Raw genomic sequence first — 19958 nt, forward strand, 5'->3', positions numbered from 1 at the left:
TCGATGTCGAAGCTGCAAAAAATGGCCAGTCTGTATATGCTGATTGTACTTGGTGTGAGCATGACCCAACAACCAGCAGCACCCGTTGCTGCCGTCGAACCGCAACAATCAAGCAGCCCTGGTACATGGAGCCAAGCCTTTGCTGGGCCGTTTAAAGAACAAACTGGCACTATTCCGATTCGCCCAATTGAATGGAATAACACCCTCTATTCAGCATTTTTTGATCTCAATAGCACACAAGTGGGCGTTGCAGCTTGGAATGGTGAACAATGGGTAAAGCTTGAGGGCTTAAAGGGTCTAGCTGATTCCTTGGTTGGCTATGCTGGTCGGCTGTATGTCGCAGGCAATTTTACTCTTGGTGGTAAAAGTATTCGCATGGCCTATTGGGATGGCAACGTATGGACGGCCTTGCCCTATCAATTTAACCAAAATACCTTTTTGAATATGGTTGTGCACGCCGATCAGCTCTATGTTGGCGGTTCGAGCTTGCTGATTGATGGTCAAGCCTATGGCTCGTTGGCGCGCTGGGATGGTGTGCAGTGGCATGCTGCTGCCGCTGGTGTGCAAGGTGCGCCTTTTAGCGTGCTCTCAACCCCTGATGGCTTGTATTTGGGTGGTGTATTCAGCTTGAATGGCCAAAATACGAGCCTCATTCATTGGAATGGCAGCCAGTGGCAAAGCGTTGGTGGCGGGTTGCGTGGCTTGGTGCTCGATTTGGAATGGGCCAATAATCAACTGTATGTGAGCGGCGAATTTACCGCGACGCTTGAGCCAACGCTGAAGAATGTTGCTGCCTGGGATGGCACGAGCTGGGATACCTTTGGTACGGGGATTAATAACCCAACCCATAGTGTTGCCATGGTTGATGGCGAGTTGTATGCCCTGAGTAAATCATCGAATTATCAAGGCTCTCCACATTTTCATTTGCAGCGCTGGGATACAAACCAGTGGACAACCCTCGCAAATATGCGCACATGGAATACTTCATTGGTCCGCTATCCCGATGCAGTTTTGGTTAATTACCAGCAACGCTTATTGGCGTTCGGCCCAATGACTTTCGTGAATGGGCCAGCAACAAGCTTTGCGTGGGGCGATGCGGCCATGGTTTGGGACGATAATCGTTGGCAATCGCTGACTCCCAATGGCCTTGCAGTGACAAGTTATGGAGCGTTGGCAACCGCTGGCGAAGATCTCTATGTTGCATCGAACCAACTATATTGGGGTACTGGCGCAGCGAAGTTGGCCCATTTGAATGCCCAAAATCAATGGCAATCGCTGATTGAATTCTCAAATGAAATCCCAAATAGTCCTTTTGAAGAGCTTGAAAAATATCAGCAAACTTTTTTTGGGGTTTCAAATCGGCAACTGTTTCAGACAGTCAGTACTGCTTGGAACCCTGTTAGCCCAATCACGACTTCTGTTTATAGTTTGGCCCAAGCCAATAATCTGTTGTATGCTGCTGGCGATTTTGAGCAATTCAATGGGGTGACGGCGCGCAACCTTGTAACATGGAATGGTACGCACTGGCAAGCCCTGAATACGCCTGCTAGCTTCGATTGGGTCACGATCGTCGAAGCCGATGCCAATGCTGTGTATATTAGCGATGGCAGCCAACTCGCCCGTTGGGATGGGACGCAGTGGACAACCATCGCCACCAATGTGACGAATATTAGCGAGATTGAGCCAACCATTGATGGCGTATACATCGCTGGCACATTTAGCAGCGTCGCTGGGGTGAATGCCGCCAAAATAGCCTATTGGAATGGCAGCGTATGGTCTAGCTTGCCCGCTATGATCGATGGTCCAATCAATGACCTTGAAATGGGAGTCGATGGCCTGTATGTAGGCGGCAAGTTCCATGGCTTGACCAATGGGATTGTGAGCATAGGCATTCTACGCTGGGATGGCAGCGCATGGCATGGGCTTAATGGTGGTGTTCAATCGGGCTATGTTATGCAGCTTGCCGCAACCCCAACCCGTATGCTGCTGCATGGCCCAATCAAGCAAGTTGGCAACGAATATGAATCAAGTTTGATTGCGGCTTGGGAGTATGGCAATGAACCCTTGATTCGCGCCAAAACCGATTATGCGATTACCTATCGCCCACAGCCGGTCACGGTCAATGTGCTGGCCAATGATTGGAGCGATCAGCCAAGCCAATTGCAATTGGTGAGTGTTGCCACATCAAGCAATGGGACGGCGGTAATCAGCGGCACGCAACTGTTCTACACGCCTGCCACCCAATTTCAAGGCACTGATACCCTGACCTACACCGTGCGCGACCCGATTAATGCGGTCACGACCACCGCCCAAGTGCGGGTGCAGGTCTGGAACCACTTTCCCTTCATTGCCGACAAAGAGCGGCAGGTGCAGCCAGCTGCTGAAACGATCTTTTTCCCCCTGAATGGGCTGGTTGATTTAAATGGTGATACCTTGACAATCACCCAAGCCAGCGCTGTGAGCGGTACCGTGCGGATTGAGGCTGATATGTTGCGCTATCTCCCTCCTGCGCAACAGCAATATTTTACCGATACGCTGACCTATACGGTGAGTGATGGCCATGGCGGCCAACAAACTGCGCGGATTAAGCTATACAGCACCAATGCAAGTGTGATTGCGGTGAATGACAACGCCACCACCTATCGCCCGCATGCGGTCAACATTGATGTCTTGACCAATGATTGGGCAGTCAATAACGAGCCGCTGCAACTGGTCTCAGTCAACAGACCTGCCCATGGCACGGCCACGATTAGCGGCAACCAAGTGCATTATCTGCCAGCATCTAACTTTCAAGGTGTCGTATCAGTAGCGTATACGGTGCGCAATGTGACCCGCGGGACTATAGCCTCAGGCTTCGTGTTGGTTAATGTCCTGAATCATGTGCCAACCGTTAGCCCAATGACGCTGACTGTACAACCACAGAGCACAACCACGATTGATGTTTTGACGCAGGCCAACGATTTAAATGGCGATGCGTTAATAATTACTGATGCGAGTGCTACGGCTGGTGAAGTCGACATAATCGCTAATCAACTACGCTATCGTGCGCCAAATAGCTATCCATTTACCGCCACCATTAACTATACCCTCAATGATGGTCATGGTGGGGTGGTACAGGGAACGATTACCATCAATAGTGCCCGCTATCAACTTTTCTTGCCCTATACCAGCAAATAACCGGGATCTAGCGTCAAGCACTCGCTGATGGGTGCTCATCTATTGGCCTGCGGTGAGCCGCTGATCCTGCTATGGGTGCTGAAGCAGCGAGTTTCAGCACCGGGTTAATACTTATAATCGAGAGGAGCTACTGATGCGAACTATTCGACGTTGGGGAAGTGTTTTGGGCATTTTGGCCTTATGTAGTTGGTTGATGAGCGCCCAAAGCAGCCCAGCCCAAGCCATGCAACCAAGCGAAGCCGACAATGGCGGCTCGTGGAGCAACGAATTTGCTGGCTTTGGCGCTCACCCATATGATCTTGCACTGACCAGACCAGTGGTGTGGAATGATACGCTCTATGCTTCGTCCGTTCATGGCAGTATCAATGCGATAACCGATACCAGTGGCGTTGTCTATTGGGATGGCCGTCAATGGTTGAAGTTAGGGACTCTTGGTGGCTACGTTGAGTCTATGACGGGGCATCAAGGTAAACTGTATGTAGCTGGCATGTTGAAACTTGCTGGCCAAGACGTTGATTTGGCTTATTGGGATGGCACGACTTGGACTGCATTAGCCACGGTGGTCAATGAGTACAGCCGTATAACCTTGGCGAGTTATCAGAATGAGCTGTATTTAGGCGGCTATCCCTTGGTCATTGATGGCCAAGCCTACCACAATATTGCCCGTTGGAATGGCACCCAATGGAATGAAGTTGGCACTGGTTTCGATGGGGTTGCCTTCAATTTGCTCAGCGCTGCTGATGGCTTATATGCTGGTGGCTCAATTAAGCCAATTAACGCTCAACATCAAGGTGGAATTGTGCGTTGGGATGGCAGCCAATGGCACGATGTTGGTGGCGGGGTAACTGGTCCTGTGATGGATTTCCAGCTTGTTAATAATCAATTGATAATTGGTGGCGCATTTACCTCAACCACCAACCTCAACATGCACAATGTTGCCGCCTGGAATGGCACAACCTGGAACACCTTTGGCAATGGAATTAGTAATCAGATTGAAAGTGTGCTCATGCGCGGTGATGGTCTGTATGCCTTGGGTCGCCCAATCGGTACGGGTGTGTCATTGTTTGCTTGGAATGGGACAAGTTGGACGGTTGCAGCTGAAGCAGTTAATCAAAATTATAGCTGGATCGAGTTACCAAAATATACCTTGATTGAATTTGACGCTGAAATGTACGTTTTAGGCGATATTGCAATCAATAACCCGTACCTTGGTACAAATCGATTGGTCTGGCGGACTGATCATTGGGAAGCGATGTCTCAGAATGGATTGTATAGTAGTCCACTAACCCTCAGTAACGTTAATGAAACCATCTATGCCTACTCATCATCGAACGCAATATGGAGTGGTGGGGCTAGCCGTTTATTGCGTTTTGATACTTCAACTGGTTGGCAATCGCTGCTTAATGATCCAGTCGGGCAAAGTCCTTGGTCTGCGCAACAATTGGAAGTGCTCAGCGATACGATGTTCTTACGGCAATTGACCGATCTTTATCGCATTAATCCAATTTCAATGACGTGGGCACGAGTTAGCAATCAGTCTGTCTCATCAATTGTACGTGACCAAAACAAGCTCTACGTGGCTGGCGATTTTAGTCAATTCGCTGGCGTAGATAGCGCTAATCTGGTTGTTTGGAACAATAGCCAATGGCAAGCCTTTGCTGCGCCAGCCTCATTTGATCAAGTGACTGTGGTTGAAGCCTTGAATGGTGTTGTCTATATTAGCGACGGCGCGCAAGTGGCCCGCTGGGATGGCACCCAATGGCAAACGATCGTTACTGGGGCAAGCGGTATTCAAAAGCTTGAAGCTAGTGATGAGGGCGTGTACGTGGCGGGCACATTTAGCAGCATTGCTGGCATAACTGCCCATAAAATCGCTTATTGGAATGGCTCACACTGGTCAGCTTTAGCTGGATTCATTGATGGCCCAATCAATGACCTTGAAATGGGCGCTGATGGTTTATATGTTGCTGGCGCATTCAATGGCATAACTGGTGGTGTGGTTAGCCGCGGCATCCTGCGCTGGAATGGCGTTTGGAATAGCGTCGGTGGCGGGGTGCAAAAGCAATATGATTATTCAGACTATAGCTCTGTCGATACCTTGGTTGCTACGCCAAGCCGTATGTACTTGAGCGGCGTGTTTGATACGGTTGGCAATACCTATGAATCATCAGCAATTGCGGCGTGGAATTATGGCGAGCCAGGCTGGGTTGCGCCAACCTATGCAGTCTATGCGCCATTTGCTATGCGCTAAGCTTAACGATTAAAGCAACAGGCCGTTCGTTAGCGAACGGCCTGTTGCTCATTTTTTAGATCGAAAGAATCTTGAGGAAGTTGGTTGTGCCACGTACCGCCAAGGGGTGTCCACCAGTGATCACCACCGAATCGCCTGGCTTGATCACTTGGCGCTCGATCATAATCGCGCGCGCCAAGTTGCTCAAATCGTCAAGTCGCGTGACGAATGGGCAAAGCAACGCTTCAACGCCCCATAGCAAGGCCAAACGATGATAGACATCGTATTCGTGGGTCATGGCAATAATCGGCACTCGTGGCCGGTCGCGCGCAACCAAATGCGCGGTAAAGCCCGACGATGTGAAGGCCACAATCGCCGCAATATCGATCGATTCGGCAATTGCGCAGGCAGCATGGCTAATCGCATGCGAATAGGTTTCTGGCGCATCCGAAGCGTTGCGTTGTAGAGCATCACGTGGTGGTGCGCCACGCTCAGTCACTTCGGCAATCCGCGCCATAATCGTCACCGCTTCAACTGGATACGCGCCATTCGCGGTTTCGCCACTCAACATAACTGCATCAGTGCCGTCGAGAATTGCATTCGCCACGTCGCTGGCTTCAGCGCGGGTTGGCCGTGGATTAACAATCATTGATTCGAGCATCTGGGTTGCGGTGATCACCGGAATCCCCACCCGATTGGCGGCGGCAATAATGCGTTTTTGAATCAATGGCACTTCTTCTGGCGGCATTTCCACGCCCAAGTCGCCGCGAGCAACCATGATCCCATCGGCAACGGCCACAATCGATTCAATATTATCGACAGCTTCGGGCTTTTCGATCTTGGCGATGACTGGCGTGTGATAGCCAGCGCCAGTAATTTCTTGCTTGACTAATTGCACATCTTCGGCGCGGCGCACAAACGAAATCGCAACGTAATCGACTCCTTCGTGCAAGCCAAAGATCAAATCTTCACGATCTTTTTCAGTCATGGCAGGGGCGCTGACATCGACCCCAGGCAAGTTGATGCCTTGGTTTTCGCGCAACATCCCACCAGTTACCACCTCGGTAATGACTTCAGTGGTGGTACACTCTTGCACTCGCAGTTCAATCAAACCATCGGAAAGCAAAATTCGATCGCCTGGCTTACAGTCGCTGGGGAGGTTTTTGTAGGTGGTGTTGACCCGCCCAACGCGCCCAACTTCATTTTCAATCGTAATCACAAAGCTTTCGCCAGTTGTGAGTTTGATCGGTTGTTTATCAACTAATTTGCCAGTCCGAATTTTTGGCCCTTGCAAGTCTTGCAAGACTGCAATTGGGCGATTGAGCTTAATTGAAATTTGACGCAACAGCCGAATGCGTTCTGAATGGTCGTTATGAGTACCATGGGAGAAATTTAAGCGAGCAACATTCATTCCCGCTAATGCCAACGCTGTTATTTTTTCCTCAGTGTCGCAGGCAGGCCCTAGCGTGGCAACAATCTTGGTTCGGCGCATTGATGACCTCGTGTAAGTGCGGAACACCGCGTCGGCATCTTTGGCGAAACAGTGACCTAAAGTTCTCAAGTGATGACTAATTCAATTCACTTCAATTATAAACGAAAACGCATCCACAGGGGATGCGTTTTTAGCCGATTCTAGCAAGCTATTTTGTGATGCGCTGCGTCAAATTTACTAAATTTTAGTAATCTGACCAGCTGCGAAAATGCTCTTGCAAGCATGCAACGATCCGTTGGCCAACCCCACGCTCGCCATAGACTGCCGCAAATTGCTGGCCTTTTTTGGCGCGCTGGTTACGCACCGCAGCCACAATTGCCTCAGGCGCAAAGCCAGTTACCACATTCGCGCCCGATTCGATGGTTTCTGGGCGCTCGGTGTTGTCGCGCACGGTCACACACGGCACACCAAAAATGTAGGCTTCTTCTTGAATACAGCCGCTATCGGTGATGATAATGTTGGCGTATTTTTCATAGGCCAACGACTCAAATGGCTCAACCGGATCAATCACCTGCACCCGATTCAGCAATTCCATGCTCAACCCATACTGTTCCATCGCCGCTCGCGTGCGTGGATGCATTGGGAAAATCATGGCATCGAATTCAAGCGCTAGCTCGTTGATTGTGCTGAAAACGCTGTGCATCATCTCGCGGCTATCGGTAAATTCTTTGCGATGCAAGGTGATGTAGGCATAGTTATCGTTGCGGCGTGGCGTAAGTTCATGGGCAAAATCGTGAATCAAATCAACAGTCGTGTTGCCAATGTTGAAAATGCGCCCGCGCAAATCGGGAATTTTGGCCAAATAATCGGCCTGATATTGGGTATACGAGAACAAATAATGGGCTGCGCCATCGACCATAATCCGGTTGCGCTCTTCGTACATGCGTTTATCGAAGGCTCGCAAGCCAGCCTCAACATGGGCCAAACCAACATCAGAATAGACCGCCACAATCGCCCCAACCAAGGCCGCCGCCGTATCGCCATTGACCAAAATAAGGTTGATTGCATGACGTTGAATTTGGCCGCGTACCCAGTCAATTGCTGCGCCAATGCTGTAATCGCCAGGAAAAATCTCGTCGGGCGTGTAGCCCATTTGGCCAAAAATCGCTGCTTGCAACAAATGATCGTGATGTTGGTTGGTGTGCAGCACCACAAATGGCACTTCTGCTGCCCGTAGCGCTTGCACAATCGCATAATTCTTCATCACTTCAGGCCGCGTGCCAAGCACAATCCCAATTTTCATAAATTTACAATCACCTCACAGAACGATTCTGCTACCCGCCGATTGCCATCTTCGTTGAAGTGAACTGGGTCGACATAACATTCGCGGTTCAAGCCAACCATTGGCACCCAGATCGCCTTGCTAAATTCGGCCACCACTTTGCCGATTACGCTATTGTATTGCTTGCGCCGTTCGACGGTTTCTTTGGTAAAGAAAATATGCCCATCAGCATAAATTGGCGGAATCTCGCCACAAAATACTGCTTTATGGCCTTTAATCACTAATGTGCGAATAATTTGGCGATAATATTCTTCAAAAAGATCGATTGGGGTATTATTGCCGACATCATTGGTGCCAATTAATAAACATGATTGAAAGGTATCGTTAATCGTATCAATTTCTTCATTCAATTTAAACCACAGGTTGCGCGCAGTATAGCCATTAACGCTGCGATTAATTGTGCGCCATTGATAGGGCGTGCGCTGGGTTAACATTTGGGCCAAATGTAATGGATAACAACCATACGAACGGGCACCAAAGGTTTGGCTATCGCCAATACATAACATATTTTGGTAATGCATACAAATAAACCTAATAATTAAAGAATAATTCCAGCTGCGATCAGGTTTACGGCATCCAAGCAAGATTGGACTGATCGTGCATGCCTCCCTCCGTCAACACACCCAAACGTTATCCAGCTAGCCAGATATTAAATTTTTTATTAAAAAAGCTCAGCTATCTTCAATCTTGTGGAGCGTCGTTGATTATAGGCCAACATGGCTAGAAATAAAAGGGCTAATTTAGCTATTGATTAAATCGATCGTGCTGGATTTTGCTGGCACTAGGAGTGCTTTGGGCTTGCATGTCACAGATGATCATAAAATTGCTCGCAACAGCCCAATATTCCTATGGTATGGTTAAGCCAGCTTATTTGCCAAGGAGTCGCTATGGGTCAATCCACCTCGTTAATTCGAACTACCAAGCTCCAACGCACCTATCAAATGGGAAAAAATACTGTCCAAGCGTTGGCAGGCGTTGATCTGGAAATTGAACGCGGCACCTTTGTGGCGCTGGTTGGGCCGTCTGGCTCAGGAAAATCAACCTTATTGAATGTGATTGGTGGCCTCGACCGCCCAAGTTCAGGCGAGGTTTGGGTCAGTGATTTGGAGCTTGGCCAAGCCCCAGATAAAAAATTGGTCAGCTTTCGCCGCGATCGGGTTGGCTTTATTTTTCAAAGCTTTAATCTCTTGCCAACCAACCAAGCGTGGGAAAATGTAGCTTTGCCGCTAATGTTGGCTGGCCGTAGCCGCAGCGAACGTCGCCAACGAGCAGAAAGCCTGCTAGAGCAAGTTGGGCTTGGCGATCGCGCCGATCACCGTCCAGCTGAGCTTTCTGGTGGCCAGCAACAACGGGTGGCAATTGCCCGCGCCTTAGCCAATGATCCAGTATTGATTTTGGCCGACGAGCCAACCGGCAACCTCGATTCGCGCACTGGCCGCGATGTGCTGCTGCTACTGCAACGGCTTGTCCGCGAGCAAAATGTAACCTTGTTGATGGTTACTCACGATATGAATGCAGCCTCGTATGCTGATCGGATTGTGCATATGCGCGATGGCAAGATTGAACAAATTGAAACGATTGAACGAACGGCGGAGGCTGTAGCATGACATTTGGCGATATTTTACGCACTGCTTGGAGCAACTTAACCCGCCGCAAAGTTCGCACTTCATTGACCTCGCTCGGCGTGACGGTTGGCATTTTCACGATTGTGGTGATGCTTTCGCTTGGGGTTGGCGTGCAGCGCGTCATCCAACAACAATTCGATGCGATTGGGCTAGAAAATGTGGTGGTTCAGCCGCGCGATGCAGAGCGCAACCCCTACACGCGCTATGTGCGGCCCGAACGCGAGGTCGTGATTTCGCCCGCCAAAATTGCCGAGTGGCAACAAATGGACGATATTGTCAGCGTTACGCCGATTGTCGATGTTAACGAATCGATCTCCAAGCGCTTAGTGTTGCCCGGTGATGCAGCAGCAACTATCGCTGTTGGCGTTGATCCTGGCATTGGAATCAATAATCCGTTTGAAACGCCGCCAACCGCTTTGGCCGGAGTGTTGCGCCCAACCAAAGATGGCGAAATTGTGATTTCGCAGCGGGCCTTGCGCCGTTTGGGCCTGACCGCCGAAGTTAATAATTTGATTGGTCAAAAAGTCCAGTTAATTATGGAAACGCCACGCGGCGAGTCGCAAAGCTTCGACTATACCTTGGTTGGGGTTTCGAGCGTCGATAATAACTTGGTTGCATTAACTCCCAACGATAGCATTGCACTCAAGGCTTGGTGGTTTAACGAGCCTGATCTGCTCGACAAAGAAGGCTACGATTATGCCCTGATTCGAGCCAAAGATTTGAATGTAGCCCGTCAATTGACCACCCAGTTGCGCGCCGAACGCTTTCGAGTGCAATCGGTCGAAACCGTGCTTGAATTGGCCTCGAAAATCTTCTTGGTGATCAATATTATGCTTGGCTCGGTTGGTGGCTTGGCGCTGTTTGTCGCTACCATCGGGATTATGAACACCATGATTATGGCGATTTACGAACGGACGCGCGAAATTGGTACACTCAAAGCCATCGGTGCGTCGCGCGGCAATATTCGCACGCTCTTTATGACCGAGGCTGGCCTGATTGGCCTCTTTGGTGGGATTGTGGGCTTGCTTGGCGGTTGGGGCGTTGGCCGCATCCTGAATCGGGTTGCGCTTGCTTACCTCGAACGCGAAGAAGTGCCAATTCGCGGCGATTTCTTCTACATTCCACCATGGTTGATTGGCTTGGCAATTGGCTTTGGTTTGGTGGTGGGGATTGTAGCTGGCTTGTATCCCGCTGCCCGTGCTGCCCGCCTTGATCCAATCAAAGCGCTGCGCCACGAATAAACTAAATCAATGTGGCAACTAAGAATCCCCTCGCTAATCAAAAGCGAGGGGATTGTTGTTTAATCAGCATTTTTGATAAATTCGGCCATTTTGAGCGGAATTAGCTCGGCCTTAAATTCGCCATTATCCTGAATATCTAAAAATACAACGGTTGGCTCGCCAAGTTGGCCGCGTGGCTGCGAAGCCGAACCAGGATTGATGAACAGCACTCCTTGATATTCCTCGATCAAGGCAATATGGCTATGGCCACAAATGGCGATCTGCGGCATGGGCTGGGGCAATTGACGCTGCCAGCGCTTGGGAATATCACCAATGTGTTGCAGCATAATCCGAATGCCTTGGACTTCGATGGTTGTGTTAATCGGGTAAATATCGAGCGCCGTATTCCAATCGACGTTGCCAGTAACCGCCGTAACTGGGGCAATCGCGCTCAAGCGATCGATGATTGGCGGTTGCGCCCGCCCAATATCGCCTGCATGCAAAATGCGGCTTGCGCCAACAAACAGCTGTTCAACCCGTGGGTCTAATTTGCCATGAGTATCCGAAATAATACAGATTCGTTGCATCGCGTACCTCACCACAATCCACAAGAATTATGGCTCATCATACCATAGCTAAAAACTGTTCATCAGAATCGAAATGACAGATATTGACATCTGTCATTTAATACTTTATACTCAAACTTAGTTACTGATTATTTGATGGAGTTGTGGCGATGCAAACGCGTCAATTAGGCCAAGATGGTTTGGTGGTTTCGGCAGCAGGTTTGGGGTGTATGGCAATGTCAGGCATGTATGGCCCGTCGGATCGGGCTGAGAGCATCGCCACGATTCATGCAGCGCTCGATGCTGGCATCAATTTGCTCGATACTGGCGATTTTTATGGCATTGGGCATAACGAACTTCTCATTAGCGAAGCCTTGCGCGAACGCTCACGCGCCGATGTGGTTTTGAGTGTTAAGTTTGGGGCTTTGCGCGGGCCAGATGGCTCGTGGCTTGGCTACGATTCACGGCCTGCTGCGGTCAAAAATTCCTTGGCCCACACCCTAACCCGCTTAAACACTGATTACATTGACATTTATCGGCCTTCGCGGCTTGATCCTGATGTGCCAATCGAAGAAACCATTGGCGCAATCGCCGAGATGATTGAAAAAGGCTATGTGCGGCATATCGGCTTATCGGAAGTTGGGGTGGAGACGATTCGGCGGGCGGCGGCAGTGCATCCAATCGTCGATTTGCAAATTGAATATTCGCTGCTTTCACGGGGCATTGAGGCTGAGATTCTGCCAGCTTGTCGCGAACTAGGCATTGGCATCACCGCCTATGGTGTGCTTTCACGTGGCTTGCTGAGCGGTGCTTGGTCGAAAGAACGGGTTTTGGCTGGCTCAGATTTCCGTGCTCATGGCCCACGCTTTACTGGCGAAAACCTTGATCGCAACTTAGATCTCGTGGCAGCCTTGCAAACGATTGCCGATGCCAAGGGCGCAAGCATTTCGCAAATTGCCAGCGCATGGGTTGTGGCTCAAGGAGCAGATATTATTCCCTTGTTTGGGGCGCGGCGCTTACATCAATTGCACGATTCGTTGGCCAGCCTTGAAATTGGCTTGAACGCCGATGAATTGGCCTCGATTGAGCGCGCGATTCCCAAAGATGCTGCGGCAGGCGAGCGCTATAACAGTTCGTTGATGCAACATCTCGATAGCGAACGCTAAACCACTTGCGATGCTGTAGCAATCGCTTAAAATGAAACAAACCGCTTTGCTACAGGATGGACTCGTATGAACACTGAAATGCTGACCCCTGAACGAATTTTGAATGCTACCGTCGATGTGCTGCGGCGCTACGGCCCCAATAAGGCCACGGTGGTCGATGTTGCGCGTGAACTGGGGGTCAGCCATGGCAGCGTCTATCGCCATTTTGCCAGCAAATCAGCCTTGCTTGATGCAGTTGCCGAACGCTGGCTGGCTGAAATCTCGAATCCTTTAGCGCAAGTATTGCAACGCCAAGAGCCGAGCGTCGCCAAACTACGGGCTTGGCTGGAATGTTTGATGCAAACTAAACAACAGCGGGCGCGTCAAGATCCGCAGCTTTTTGCAACCTATAGTGGTTTGGTCCAAGGGTTGCGCGAAGTGACCGACCAGCATGTGGCCCATTTGATTGCGCAGATCGAGCAATTAGTCAATGAAGGGGTTGCAAATGCTGAGTTTGTGGTCAATGATGCCCATGCGACTGCAACCGCAATTTTGCATGCGACTGCCCGTTTTCACAACCCGCTCTTTGTGGCTGCGTGGAATGAGCCAAGCCTTGCAGCTGAATTTGAGGCAATCTGGGAATTGTTGATTAAGGGCTTGCTTGTGCGCTAAGCATCAACGTTAATAACGAATGCAGGATGAGCTTTTGCGCACCATCCTGCATTTTTGGTTAAACAATTTTTGTTGATACGAGCGACCAGCCTATTTCTTTGAGGCAGCTAGACCTGCAATTGCTTGGGCGATCAAGATAACTTTGTGTTCTGCTAACTGGCGAATTGTTTTGATTCCAAGGGCTTGTTTGAGGGCTTCGGCATCGCTTTTGCTAATTCCGGCGAGGGCATCGACTGGGGCTTCAGCAAGCTCTTCAAAGCTGGAATTCTCGAAGGCTTTGTCAAGAAAGGCTGAGAGATCGGCCATGAGCAGCGTCCTCCAAATCAAAGGCGTATCGTGTCTATCATAGCAGGCTAGCTAGCTAGTGTAAATGATTTTTTGCTTTAAACTCAAAGACGCTGCTGATAACCATGAGCAGCGTCTTTGGCTAATTTTGATTTAGGCGAACTGCTCAAGCTGCTGCTTGACCGTGGCCAAGAATTTATCGGCGGTTGCGCCATCGATCAAGCGATGATCGAAGGTGAAACTGAGATAACACATTGGCCGAATTGCAATGGCATCAGCGCCATTCAGCGTAACCACAACTGGGCGCTTTTGAATTGCGCCAATGCCCAAAATTCCCGATTGCGGCTGATTGATGATTGGCATGGCAAATAACGAACCGCTCACCCCGTGATTGGTAATCGTGAAGGTGCCATCTTTGACCTCATCGGCAGTCAGGCGGCGGGTTCGGGCGCGTTCGGCCAAATCGTTGACCGTGCGCGAAAGCCCAAGCAAGCTCTTTTCATCGGCGTTATGCAGCACTGGCACAATCAAGCCATCGGGAATTGCGACCGCCATGCCAACATTAACCGCTTTGTGTAGCAAAATGCCTTCATCGGTGTAGGTTGCATTGACAATTGGCACTGCTCGCAGCCCAGCCACAGTTGCTTGCACAAAATACGGCGTAAAGGTTAATTTTACCCCTTGGCGCTCGAAATCAGCCTTGTGCTGCTCGCGATGGGCGATGATCGTGCTGAGATCAACTTCCATCACCGTGGTAACGTGGGGCGAAGTTGCCTTAGAACGCACCATATGCTCGGCAATTGCCCGCCGCATGCCGCTCAACGGTTGCAACTCATCGCCAGCAAATTGCTCGATGCTTGGAGCTGCGGCTGGTGGCGTATAAGCCACTGGTTTAGCCAGCAAACTGCCAGTGATCGTTGGCATGGGCGCTGGAGTTGCGCTTGGCTTAATCACGGGCATTGGGGCTGGCGTTGCGCTTGGCGTTGGCGTTGGCATTGGTGCTGGCGTTGGCTTCGCCGCATCACGTTGAGCCACAAAGCGCTCAACATCTTGCTTAGTTACGCGGCCATCTTTGCCAGTGCCAGCAATTTGCTTAATATCGAGGTTGTGTTGGCTAACCAAGCGCGCAACCACTGGCGACATAAAGCTATTGCTGCCGCCATTGTTGCTGCTGGTTGGGGTTGCTACCGCTGGAGCGGCAGGCGCTGCATCGGCGGCAACCGTGGCGCTGCTACTATCTTCCAACACCGCAATCACCGTGCCAACTGGGACAGTATCGCCTTCGTTGACCCGAATTTCGAGCAAGCGGCCATTAACTGGCGCAGGAATTTCGGTATCAACTTTATCGGTAGTAACTTCGAGCATTGGCTCGTACAGTTCAAGGGTATCGCCTGGCTGCTTCAGCCAGCGGCCAACCGTTCCCTCGGTGACGCTCTCACCAAGTTTTGGCATCTTAAATTCGACGGACATTCCAGTCCTTTCTATGCTAGCGAAGGCTATGGACTCTAATGATTTATTGACTCCCCTCGCCCGCTCTGTGGGAGAGGGGTTGGGGGTGAGGGCAATAGAGCGCTACCTAATAATTCACTAAATCGCGCAGCGTATCGGCAATTTTGCTGGGCGTTGGCAAAAACTCATTTTCGAGCGGCGTGCTGTAGGGCATTGCTGGAATATCCAAGCCAGCCAAGCGTTGCACTGGCGCATCGAGATATTCAAAGCCATCTTGGGCGATAATTGCTGCTACTTCTGCGCCATAGCCGCCGAACAAATTATCTTCGTAGAGCACCAGCACTTTGCTAGTTTTCTTGACCGAATTGATAATTGTTTCGCGATCAAGTGGCACGAGCGAGCGCAAATCGACGACTTCGACGTTAATATCTTCGCCAGCCAGCATTTCGGCGGCTTCGACTGCGTAGTGGCGCATCATGCCATAGGTGATGACCGAAACATCGCTGCCTTCGCGGGCAATATCGGCTTTGCCAATTGGCACCGTGTAGTGCTCATCGGGCACATAGCCTTTGATCAAACGATAGCATTTTTTGTGCTCCAAAAAGAGCACCGGATCGGGATCATCGATTGCGGCCAAGAGCATGGCTTTGGCATCGTAGGGCGTTGATGGGGCAACAACTTTGAGGCCTGGAATGTGAGTAAAAAAGGCCTCGATGCTTTGCGAATGATACAGTGCGCCGTGAATCCCGCCACCATACGGTGCGCGAATGACCAGCGGCACTTCCCAAGTATTGTTTGAGCGATAGCGCATGCGGGCTGCTTCGCTAATAATTTGGTTGAAAGCTGGGAAGATAAAATCGGCAAATTGAATTTCGGCAATTGGCCGCATGCCATACATTGCAGCGCCGATAGATGAACCAATAATAATTGATTCAGCGAGTGGCGCGTCGATCACCCGTTTTTCGCCATATTTGGCGTGCAACCCATCGGTAACCCGAAACACCCCGCCGCGTTGACCGACATCTTCCCCGATGATATAGACGCGCTCGTCGTTGGCCATTGCTTGGTCAAGCGCTTGGTTGATCGCTTCTAAAAGATTTAATTCTGCCACGTGATACCTCTATGATACAGAGCGAAACTGCCTGCTTGCAACCGCCACCTTATTCTGCAAAGACATATTTTTGGACGGTGCTTGGGTCGGGCAAGGGTGCTGCTTCAGCATAGGCTGTTGCATCATTGACCACTTCTTTGATTTCGGCCCGAATTGCCGCAACTTTGGCATCATCGAGCATGCCTTCATCGCGCAAGAAATGCTCGAAGCTGGCGATTGGGTCGCGAGTTCGCATGGCCTTAATATCTTCAGGTGAGCGATAGGTGCGATCGTTATCATCAGAGGAGTGGGCGGTCAAACGCACACATTTGGCCTCGATTAAGGTTGGGCCATCGCCGCGGCGTGCCCGTTCGACCGCAGCAGTCATTGCTTCGTAGACTTCGAGCACATTGGTGCCATCGACGGTAATGCCAGGGAAACCATAGCCTGGGCCGCGATCGGAGACATTTTCAACGCCCATTTGTTTGTGCTGGGGCACTGAAATGGCGTAGCCATTGTTTTGGCAGAAGAAAATGACTGGCAATTTCATCACGCCAGCCAAGTTCATGGCTTCGTGGACATCGCCCTGTGATGAGGTACCTTCGCCGAAGGCTGTCCAAACCACAATATCATCGCCGCGCATTTGAGCGCCCATGGCGATGCCAACAGCGTGGGGGACTTGAGTGCCGGTTGGCGAAGAATGCGAAACGATATTCAAGGCGCGATGGCTATAGTGGGCTGGCATTTGGCGACCGCCGCTGCTGGGATCTTCAGCTTTGGCCAATAAGCCAAGCATTACTTCGCGCGGAGTCATGCCCATGGCCAACATCATTGCTAAATCACGATAGTATGGCACGATCCAGTCGTGTTTGGGGCGCATTGCAAAGGCTGCGCCTACTTGAGCAGCCTCGTGACCTTGGCATGAAATAACAAACGGGGCTTTGCCTTGACGATTCAATTGCCACATTCGCTCATCAAGCGAACGAGCCAAAACCATCGTGTGATACATTGCTAACAATCGCGATTGATCGCGTTCTTGCTCCATGAAGGCAACTCCTCATATGAAGGATTACTTTGTTCGTCCGTCGAACCCTGTTAAGTTAAAAACCCCGGTATAACGACCGAGGCAAGGGCAAGCAAGGAAAAACTGGCGTTGTCCTCGTTGACACGGCCTATATGACAAGTATAGCATAAAGCCTCGCTTGCGCTGTCACCACTGTTGAGTGTTGGCACTAGCTCCAATCAAAAAGGGTAGCATTGCTGCTACCCTCGTTGCTGAAACTGCCCTTGGTTATTGGCTTAACTCAATATAGGTATCTTGACCAAGCCGAATGGTCGTAGGCAAGCGCAATTGAATTGGCGTATTAGCTTGCTGGCGTTGTTCGTTGATAAACAAGCCGTTCTTGCTTAAGTCGGCCACATAGAATTGCCCGCCGATCAAGCTAATTTCCACATGTTGGCGTGAGAGCAACTTATCGCCGGTGATGATCACGCTGGCTTCGCTGCGCCCGATGGTACATGGGAACATGCTAATTGTTTGATTTTGCAATTGGCTACGCTCTGGTGTTTGCACAACCCGCACATTCAATTGCTGCTGGCGGCCTTGCGACACTGGCGGCGTATAAATCATGGTTGCGCCGTTATCGGGCATGCCACCATCGAAATGGGCGGTTGGAATGCTGGCGTTCGTACTTGACGCAGGGCTGTTATAGCGTGCTGGCTGATTTGCTGCTGAATTTGGCGCTGGCCGAACAGCCGATTGTTGCTGTTGTTGCTGCTGTTGGTTGGGATTTTGGCGCGCTGCTGGGTTTACGCCAGGCAAATCAATCCGATTAAAGGCTTGGGTTGGTGGGTTGTATGGCATTGGCACATTGCCAGCCTTGGGCTTGCGATTGCGCCACAGATACCAGAAGCCTGCGGCGATCGCTATAATCACCAACGCGATCAGCACATAGATACCATAGCGCTTGAGGAATGGCTCTTTTGGTTTGACGGGAAACAAGAAACTCTTGATCGGCGATTCGATTGGCCGAACGTTTGATGTTTCCAAGATAATCTGCATGTTGAGCGTCGTTTGTTGCTCGGTTGGAATTAATTCTTGCGGAATAGTCGCAAGAGGAATCGAAATTTTAGGATTGGTTGGGTCAAGCGGAAAGCGATCTGATTCGAACACTTGCAGATTTTCGCGTAACAGGCGCACGCGATAAAAAGTGAATTTTGGATCGATAATTTCTTGTTCGTCGCCAATTTCAACGTCATCGATCCGAATTGCGTCTTGGGTATAATCGACGACGGGGTTAGAGCGAATCTCAAAGGTAATTGGAATTGGCACGTGGTTAAAGGCTTCGGTTGCCAGCAGCTCGGTTTTACCTTCTTGGCTGGTAAATAAGAAGCCCTCGCTACTGTAGGCAAACACTTGCAATGTATACTTACCTGCATCTTTCAACGCAGTATCGCTCATCTGCAAAGCAATATCTTGGGTTCCTTGTGATGGGATGCTCACACTGATCGTTTCGGTATGGGCAATAATCCCATTCGGATTTGAGGCTTTAACCTCAATTTTATTCATTTCAACCGGGCTATTGTTAGTAACCGTGAAATTGAATGAATATTTTTGCTCAAGTGGTAGCGCTTGAATATTGCTAATTTTGGCTTTGCTGGCAATCGGCAAATAACACTTGGTTTGGCCCAAGGAAATCGTATTTGCAACCTCGGTGCCATCAACCAGTTCGACGCGCAAGGTAGCTTGGGTATCGCCACAAGGTCGCAAATCACCCCGCGCCATCTTCTGGTTTTTGATGCTATTCATGATTCGAAAGAAGCCATCGGCCATTTGATCGGGAGCGCCTTGGAACGAAATGGCATAGGTTTCTTTGGAAATTTGGTCAAGAATTTCCGGATTGATCCGGGCACAATTACCAGCGGCACACAGCCCAATGGTGTAAATTGGCGTAATCGTTCCAGGCCGTGGGTTTGCCTTAGTCGTCACGTCAATCACGTTCTTGTCGCTGCATTGATTGCCTTGGCGATCTTCGTCTTTGCCATCGGTAAAGAGGATGACCGCGCGTCGTTCGTCTCGTTGCAAGCGATTGAGCATAAAGTTGGTTGTCAGATAGGCGGCGGTATACAAACAGGTTTCGCCACCTGGTTCTGAAATGTAGCTATCACGGATGTAATTCTTTACATCATTGCGGTTCTCAGTAAAATCAACTTTAGGCAGATATTCATCGTTGCTCCCGATGCGGGTGAAGGTAAATAACCCAATCAGCGCGCCTGCAGGAGCCTCATCAACCGCACGCATTGCAGCTTCTTTGACGATGCCAACATAGTCGGCCATGCTACCGCTTTGATCAAGCACAATCGCAATTTTGATGGGGGTAGTTGGGTCGATTGGAGTTGCCGGGATAGTTTGCTGACTCACCGGCAAAACGATATTGGTTGCCGCAATCTTATCGACTGTGACAGCCTCGCCATTTGGAAACCGGACACTAAAGTAGGTCTCAACCTTAAGCGTCGCTTCTTCCTTAACCACGGTGTGATTAATCACGACTTCAGGTTTATCGTCTTGGGAGTGGGCAGGCGCAGGCACAACCCACAAGAGGCTGAGCAATGCGATGATGGTGAACCAACTATGCTTTCTCATGGTTAACACTCATTCCAGCAACTAAAAACGGCTTGACCAATTAAGGATACGGCGCAGTATACCATCCCTTAGTACTGTAGGC

General features: G+C 50.2%; 15 protein-coding genes. 6 read left to right on the top strand and 9 right to left on the bottom strand.

What is annotated here, in order from left to right; translation table 11 throughout:
* Positions 1–3 precede the first annotated feature (3 nt).
* Together JOD20_RS06625 and JOD20_RS06630 are read left to right on the top strand one after the other, a co-directional pair.
* Entirely contained in the window at positions 4–3177 is a 3174-nt protein-coding gene (locus tag JOD20_RS06625) for an Ig-like domain-containing protein (RefSeq protein WP_204754504.1), read from the top strand.
* Between the two features lie 133 nt (positions 3178–3310).
* Positions 3311–5428 (top strand): hypothetical protein, encoded by a 2118-nt coding sequence (locus JOD20_RS06630; RefSeq protein ID WP_204754505.1) that lies wholly within the window; start codon positions 3311–3313, stop codon positions 5426–5428.
* A 55-nt stretch (positions 5429–5483) separates the two neighbouring features.
* On the opposite strand, the gene pyk is transcribed toward JOD20_RS06630, so the two are convergent.
* The 3 genes from pyk to JOD20_RS06645 all read right to left on the bottom strand — a co-directional run bounded on the left by pyk (position 5484) and on the right by JOD20_RS06645 (position 8702).
* A complete protein-coding gene (pyk, locus tag JOD20_RS06635; protein ID WP_204754506.1) occupies positions 5484–6899 on the bottom strand; it encodes a pyruvate kinase in 1416 nt (471 codons plus the stop codon).
* A gap of 184 nt (positions 6900–7083) precedes the next feature.
* The gene (wecB, locus tag JOD20_RS06640; RefSeq protein ID WP_204754507.1) at positions 7084–8142 is read right to left on the bottom strand and encodes a non-hydrolyzing UDP-N-acetylglucosamine 2-epimerase; all 1059 of its coding nucleotides are present in this window, start codon (positions 8140–8142) and stop codon (positions 7084–7086) included.
* Positions 8139–8702: an SGNH/GDSL hydrolase family protein gene (locus JOD20_RS06645; RefSeq protein ID WP_110517158.1), complete on the bottom strand. Its 564-nt coding sequence runs from the start codon at positions 8700–8702 to the stop codon at positions 8139–8141. The genes wecB and JOD20_RS06645 overlap by 4 nt, the downstream gene beginning before the upstream one ends.
* Before the next feature lie 366 nt (positions 8703–9068).
* Between JOD20_RS06645 and JOD20_RS06650 the strand changes: the two genes are divergently transcribed.
* Together JOD20_RS06650 and JOD20_RS06655 are read left to right on the top strand one after the other, a co-directional pair.
* Entirely contained in the window at positions 9069–9788 is a 720-nt protein-coding gene (locus tag JOD20_RS06650; protein ID WP_204754508.1) for an ABC transporter ATP-binding protein, read from the top strand.
* Positions 9785–11047 carry an ABC transporter permease gene (locus JOD20_RS06655; RefSeq protein ID WP_204754509.1) on the top strand — a complete coding sequence of 421 codons (1263 nt, stop codon included), beginning with the start codon at positions 9785–9787 and terminating at the stop codon, positions 11045–11047. Before JOD20_RS06650 ends, JOD20_RS06655 begins: the two co-directional genes overlap by 4 nt.
* Positions 11048–11106: 59 nt before the next feature.
* Here JOD20_RS06655 and JOD20_RS06660 read toward each other — a convergent pair whose 3' ends face one another.
* Positions 11107–11613, bottom strand: coding sequence for a metallophosphoesterase family protein (locus JOD20_RS06660; RefSeq protein ID WP_204754510.1), 507 nt, complete (start codon positions 11611–11613; stop codon positions 11107–11109).
* A 149-nt stretch (positions 11614–11762) separates the two neighbouring features.
* On the opposite strand from JOD20_RS06660, the gene JOD20_RS06665 reads away from it, so the two are divergent.
* Together JOD20_RS06665 and JOD20_RS06670 are read left to right on the top strand one after the other, a co-directional pair.
* Positions 11763–12758: an aldo/keto reductase gene (locus JOD20_RS06665; protein ID WP_204754511.1), complete on the top strand. Its 996-nt coding sequence runs from the start codon at positions 11763–11765 to the stop codon at positions 12756–12758.
* A 66-nt stretch (positions 12759–12824) separates the two neighbouring features.
* The gene (locus JOD20_RS06670) at positions 12825–13409 is read left to right on the top strand and encodes a TetR/AcrR family transcriptional regulator (RefSeq protein ID WP_204754512.1); all 585 of its coding nucleotides are present in this window, start codon (positions 12825–12827) and stop codon (positions 13407–13409) included.
* A 90-nt stretch (positions 13410–13499) separates the two neighbouring features.
* Here the strand turns inward: JOD20_RS06670 and JOD20_RS06675 are convergent, their stop codons facing one another.
* The 5 genes from JOD20_RS06675 to JOD20_RS06695 form a co-directional block, all read right to left on the bottom strand.
* Positions 13500–13715: a hypothetical protein gene (locus tag JOD20_RS06675; protein WP_204754513.1), complete on the bottom strand. Its 216-nt coding sequence runs from the start codon at positions 13713–13715 to the stop codon at positions 13500–13502.
* A gap of 132 nt (positions 13716–13847) precedes the next feature.
* The gene (locus JOD20_RS06680) at positions 13848–15164 is read right to left on the bottom strand and encodes a dihydrolipoamide acetyltransferase family protein (RefSeq protein WP_204754514.1); all 1317 of its coding nucleotides are present in this window, start codon (positions 15162–15164) and stop codon (positions 13848–13850) included.
* Between the two features lie 106 nt (positions 15165–15270).
* Entirely contained in the window at positions 15271–16254 is a 984-nt protein-coding gene (locus JOD20_RS06685; RefSeq protein WP_204754515.1) for a pyruvate dehydrogenase complex E1 component subunit beta, read from the bottom strand.
* Between the two features lie 49 nt (positions 16255–16303).
* The gene (locus JOD20_RS06690) at positions 16304–17278 is read right to left on the bottom strand and encodes a thiamine pyrophosphate-dependent dehydrogenase E1 component subunit alpha (RefSeq protein WP_204754516.1); all 975 of its coding nucleotides are present in this window, start codon (positions 17276–17278) and stop codon (positions 16304–16306) included.
* Positions 17279–17524: 246 nt separating this feature from the next.
* Entirely contained in the window at positions 17525–19876 is a 2352-nt protein-coding gene (locus JOD20_RS06695; protein ID WP_204754517.1) for an FHA domain-containing protein, read from the bottom strand.
* Positions 19877–19958 lie beyond the last annotated feature (82 nt).

The sequence above is a fragment of the Herpetosiphon giganteus genome (genome assembly GCF_016907925.1).
In the GTDB taxonomy this organism is placed as follows: Bacteria; Chloroflexota; Chloroflexia; order Chloroflexales; family Herpetosiphonaceae; genus Herpetosiphon; species Herpetosiphon giganteus.

What these genes read in the sequence shown, in the direction of transcription:
- JOD20_RS06625 (WP_204754504.1), top strand. Translation starts at nt 4, where the DNA reads ATGTCGAAGCTGCAAAAAATGGCCAGTCTGTATATGCTGATTGTACTT.
- JOD20_RS06630 (WP_204754505.1), top strand. Translation starts at nt 3,311, where the DNA reads ATGCGAACTATTCGACGTTGGGGAAGTGTTTTGGGCATTTTGGCCTTA.
- pyk (WP_204754506.1), bottom strand. Translation starts at nt 6,899, where the DNA reads ATGCGCCGAACCAAGATTGTTGCCACGCTAGGGCCTGCCTGCGACACT.
- wecB (WP_204754507.1), bottom strand. Translation starts at nt 8,142, where the DNA reads ATGAAAATTGGGATTGTGCTTGGCACGCGGCCTGAAGTGATGAAGAAT.
- JOD20_RS06645 (WP_110517158.1), bottom strand. Translation starts at nt 8,702, where the DNA reads ATGCATTACCAAAATATGTTATGTATTGGCGATAGCCAAACCTTTGGT.
- JOD20_RS06650 (WP_204754508.1), top strand. Translation starts at nt 9,069, where the DNA reads ATGGGTCAATCCACCTCGTTAATTCGAACTACCAAGCTCCAACGCACC.
- JOD20_RS06655 (WP_204754509.1), top strand. Translation starts at nt 9,785, where the DNA reads ATGACATTTGGCGATATTTTACGCACTGCTTGGAGCAACTTAACCCGC.
- JOD20_RS06660 (WP_204754510.1), bottom strand. Translation starts at nt 11,613, where the DNA reads ATGCAACGAATCTGTATTATTTCGGATACTCATGGCAAATTAGACCCA.
- JOD20_RS06665 (WP_204754511.1), top strand. Translation starts at nt 11,763, where the DNA reads ATGCAAACGCGTCAATTAGGCCAAGATGGTTTGGTGGTTTCGGCAGCA.
- JOD20_RS06670 (WP_204754512.1), top strand. Translation starts at nt 12,825, where the DNA reads ATGAACACTGAAATGCTGACCCCTGAACGAATTTTGAATGCTACCGTC.
- JOD20_RS06675 (WP_204754513.1), bottom strand. Translation starts at nt 13,715, where the DNA reads ATGGCCGATCTCTCAGCCTTTCTTGACAAAGCCTTCGAGAATTCCAGC.
- JOD20_RS06680 (WP_204754514.1), bottom strand. Translation starts at nt 15,164, where the DNA reads ATGTCCGTCGAATTTAAGATGCCAAAACTTGGTGAGAGCGTCACCGAG.
- JOD20_RS06690 (WP_204754516.1), bottom strand. Translation starts at nt 17,278, where the DNA reads ATGGAGCAAGAACGCGATCAATCGCGATTGTTAGCAATGTATCACACG.
- JOD20_RS06695 (WP_204754517.1), bottom strand. Translation starts at nt 19,876, where the DNA reads ATGAGAAAGCATAGTTGGTTCACCATCATCGCATTGCTCAGCCTCTTG.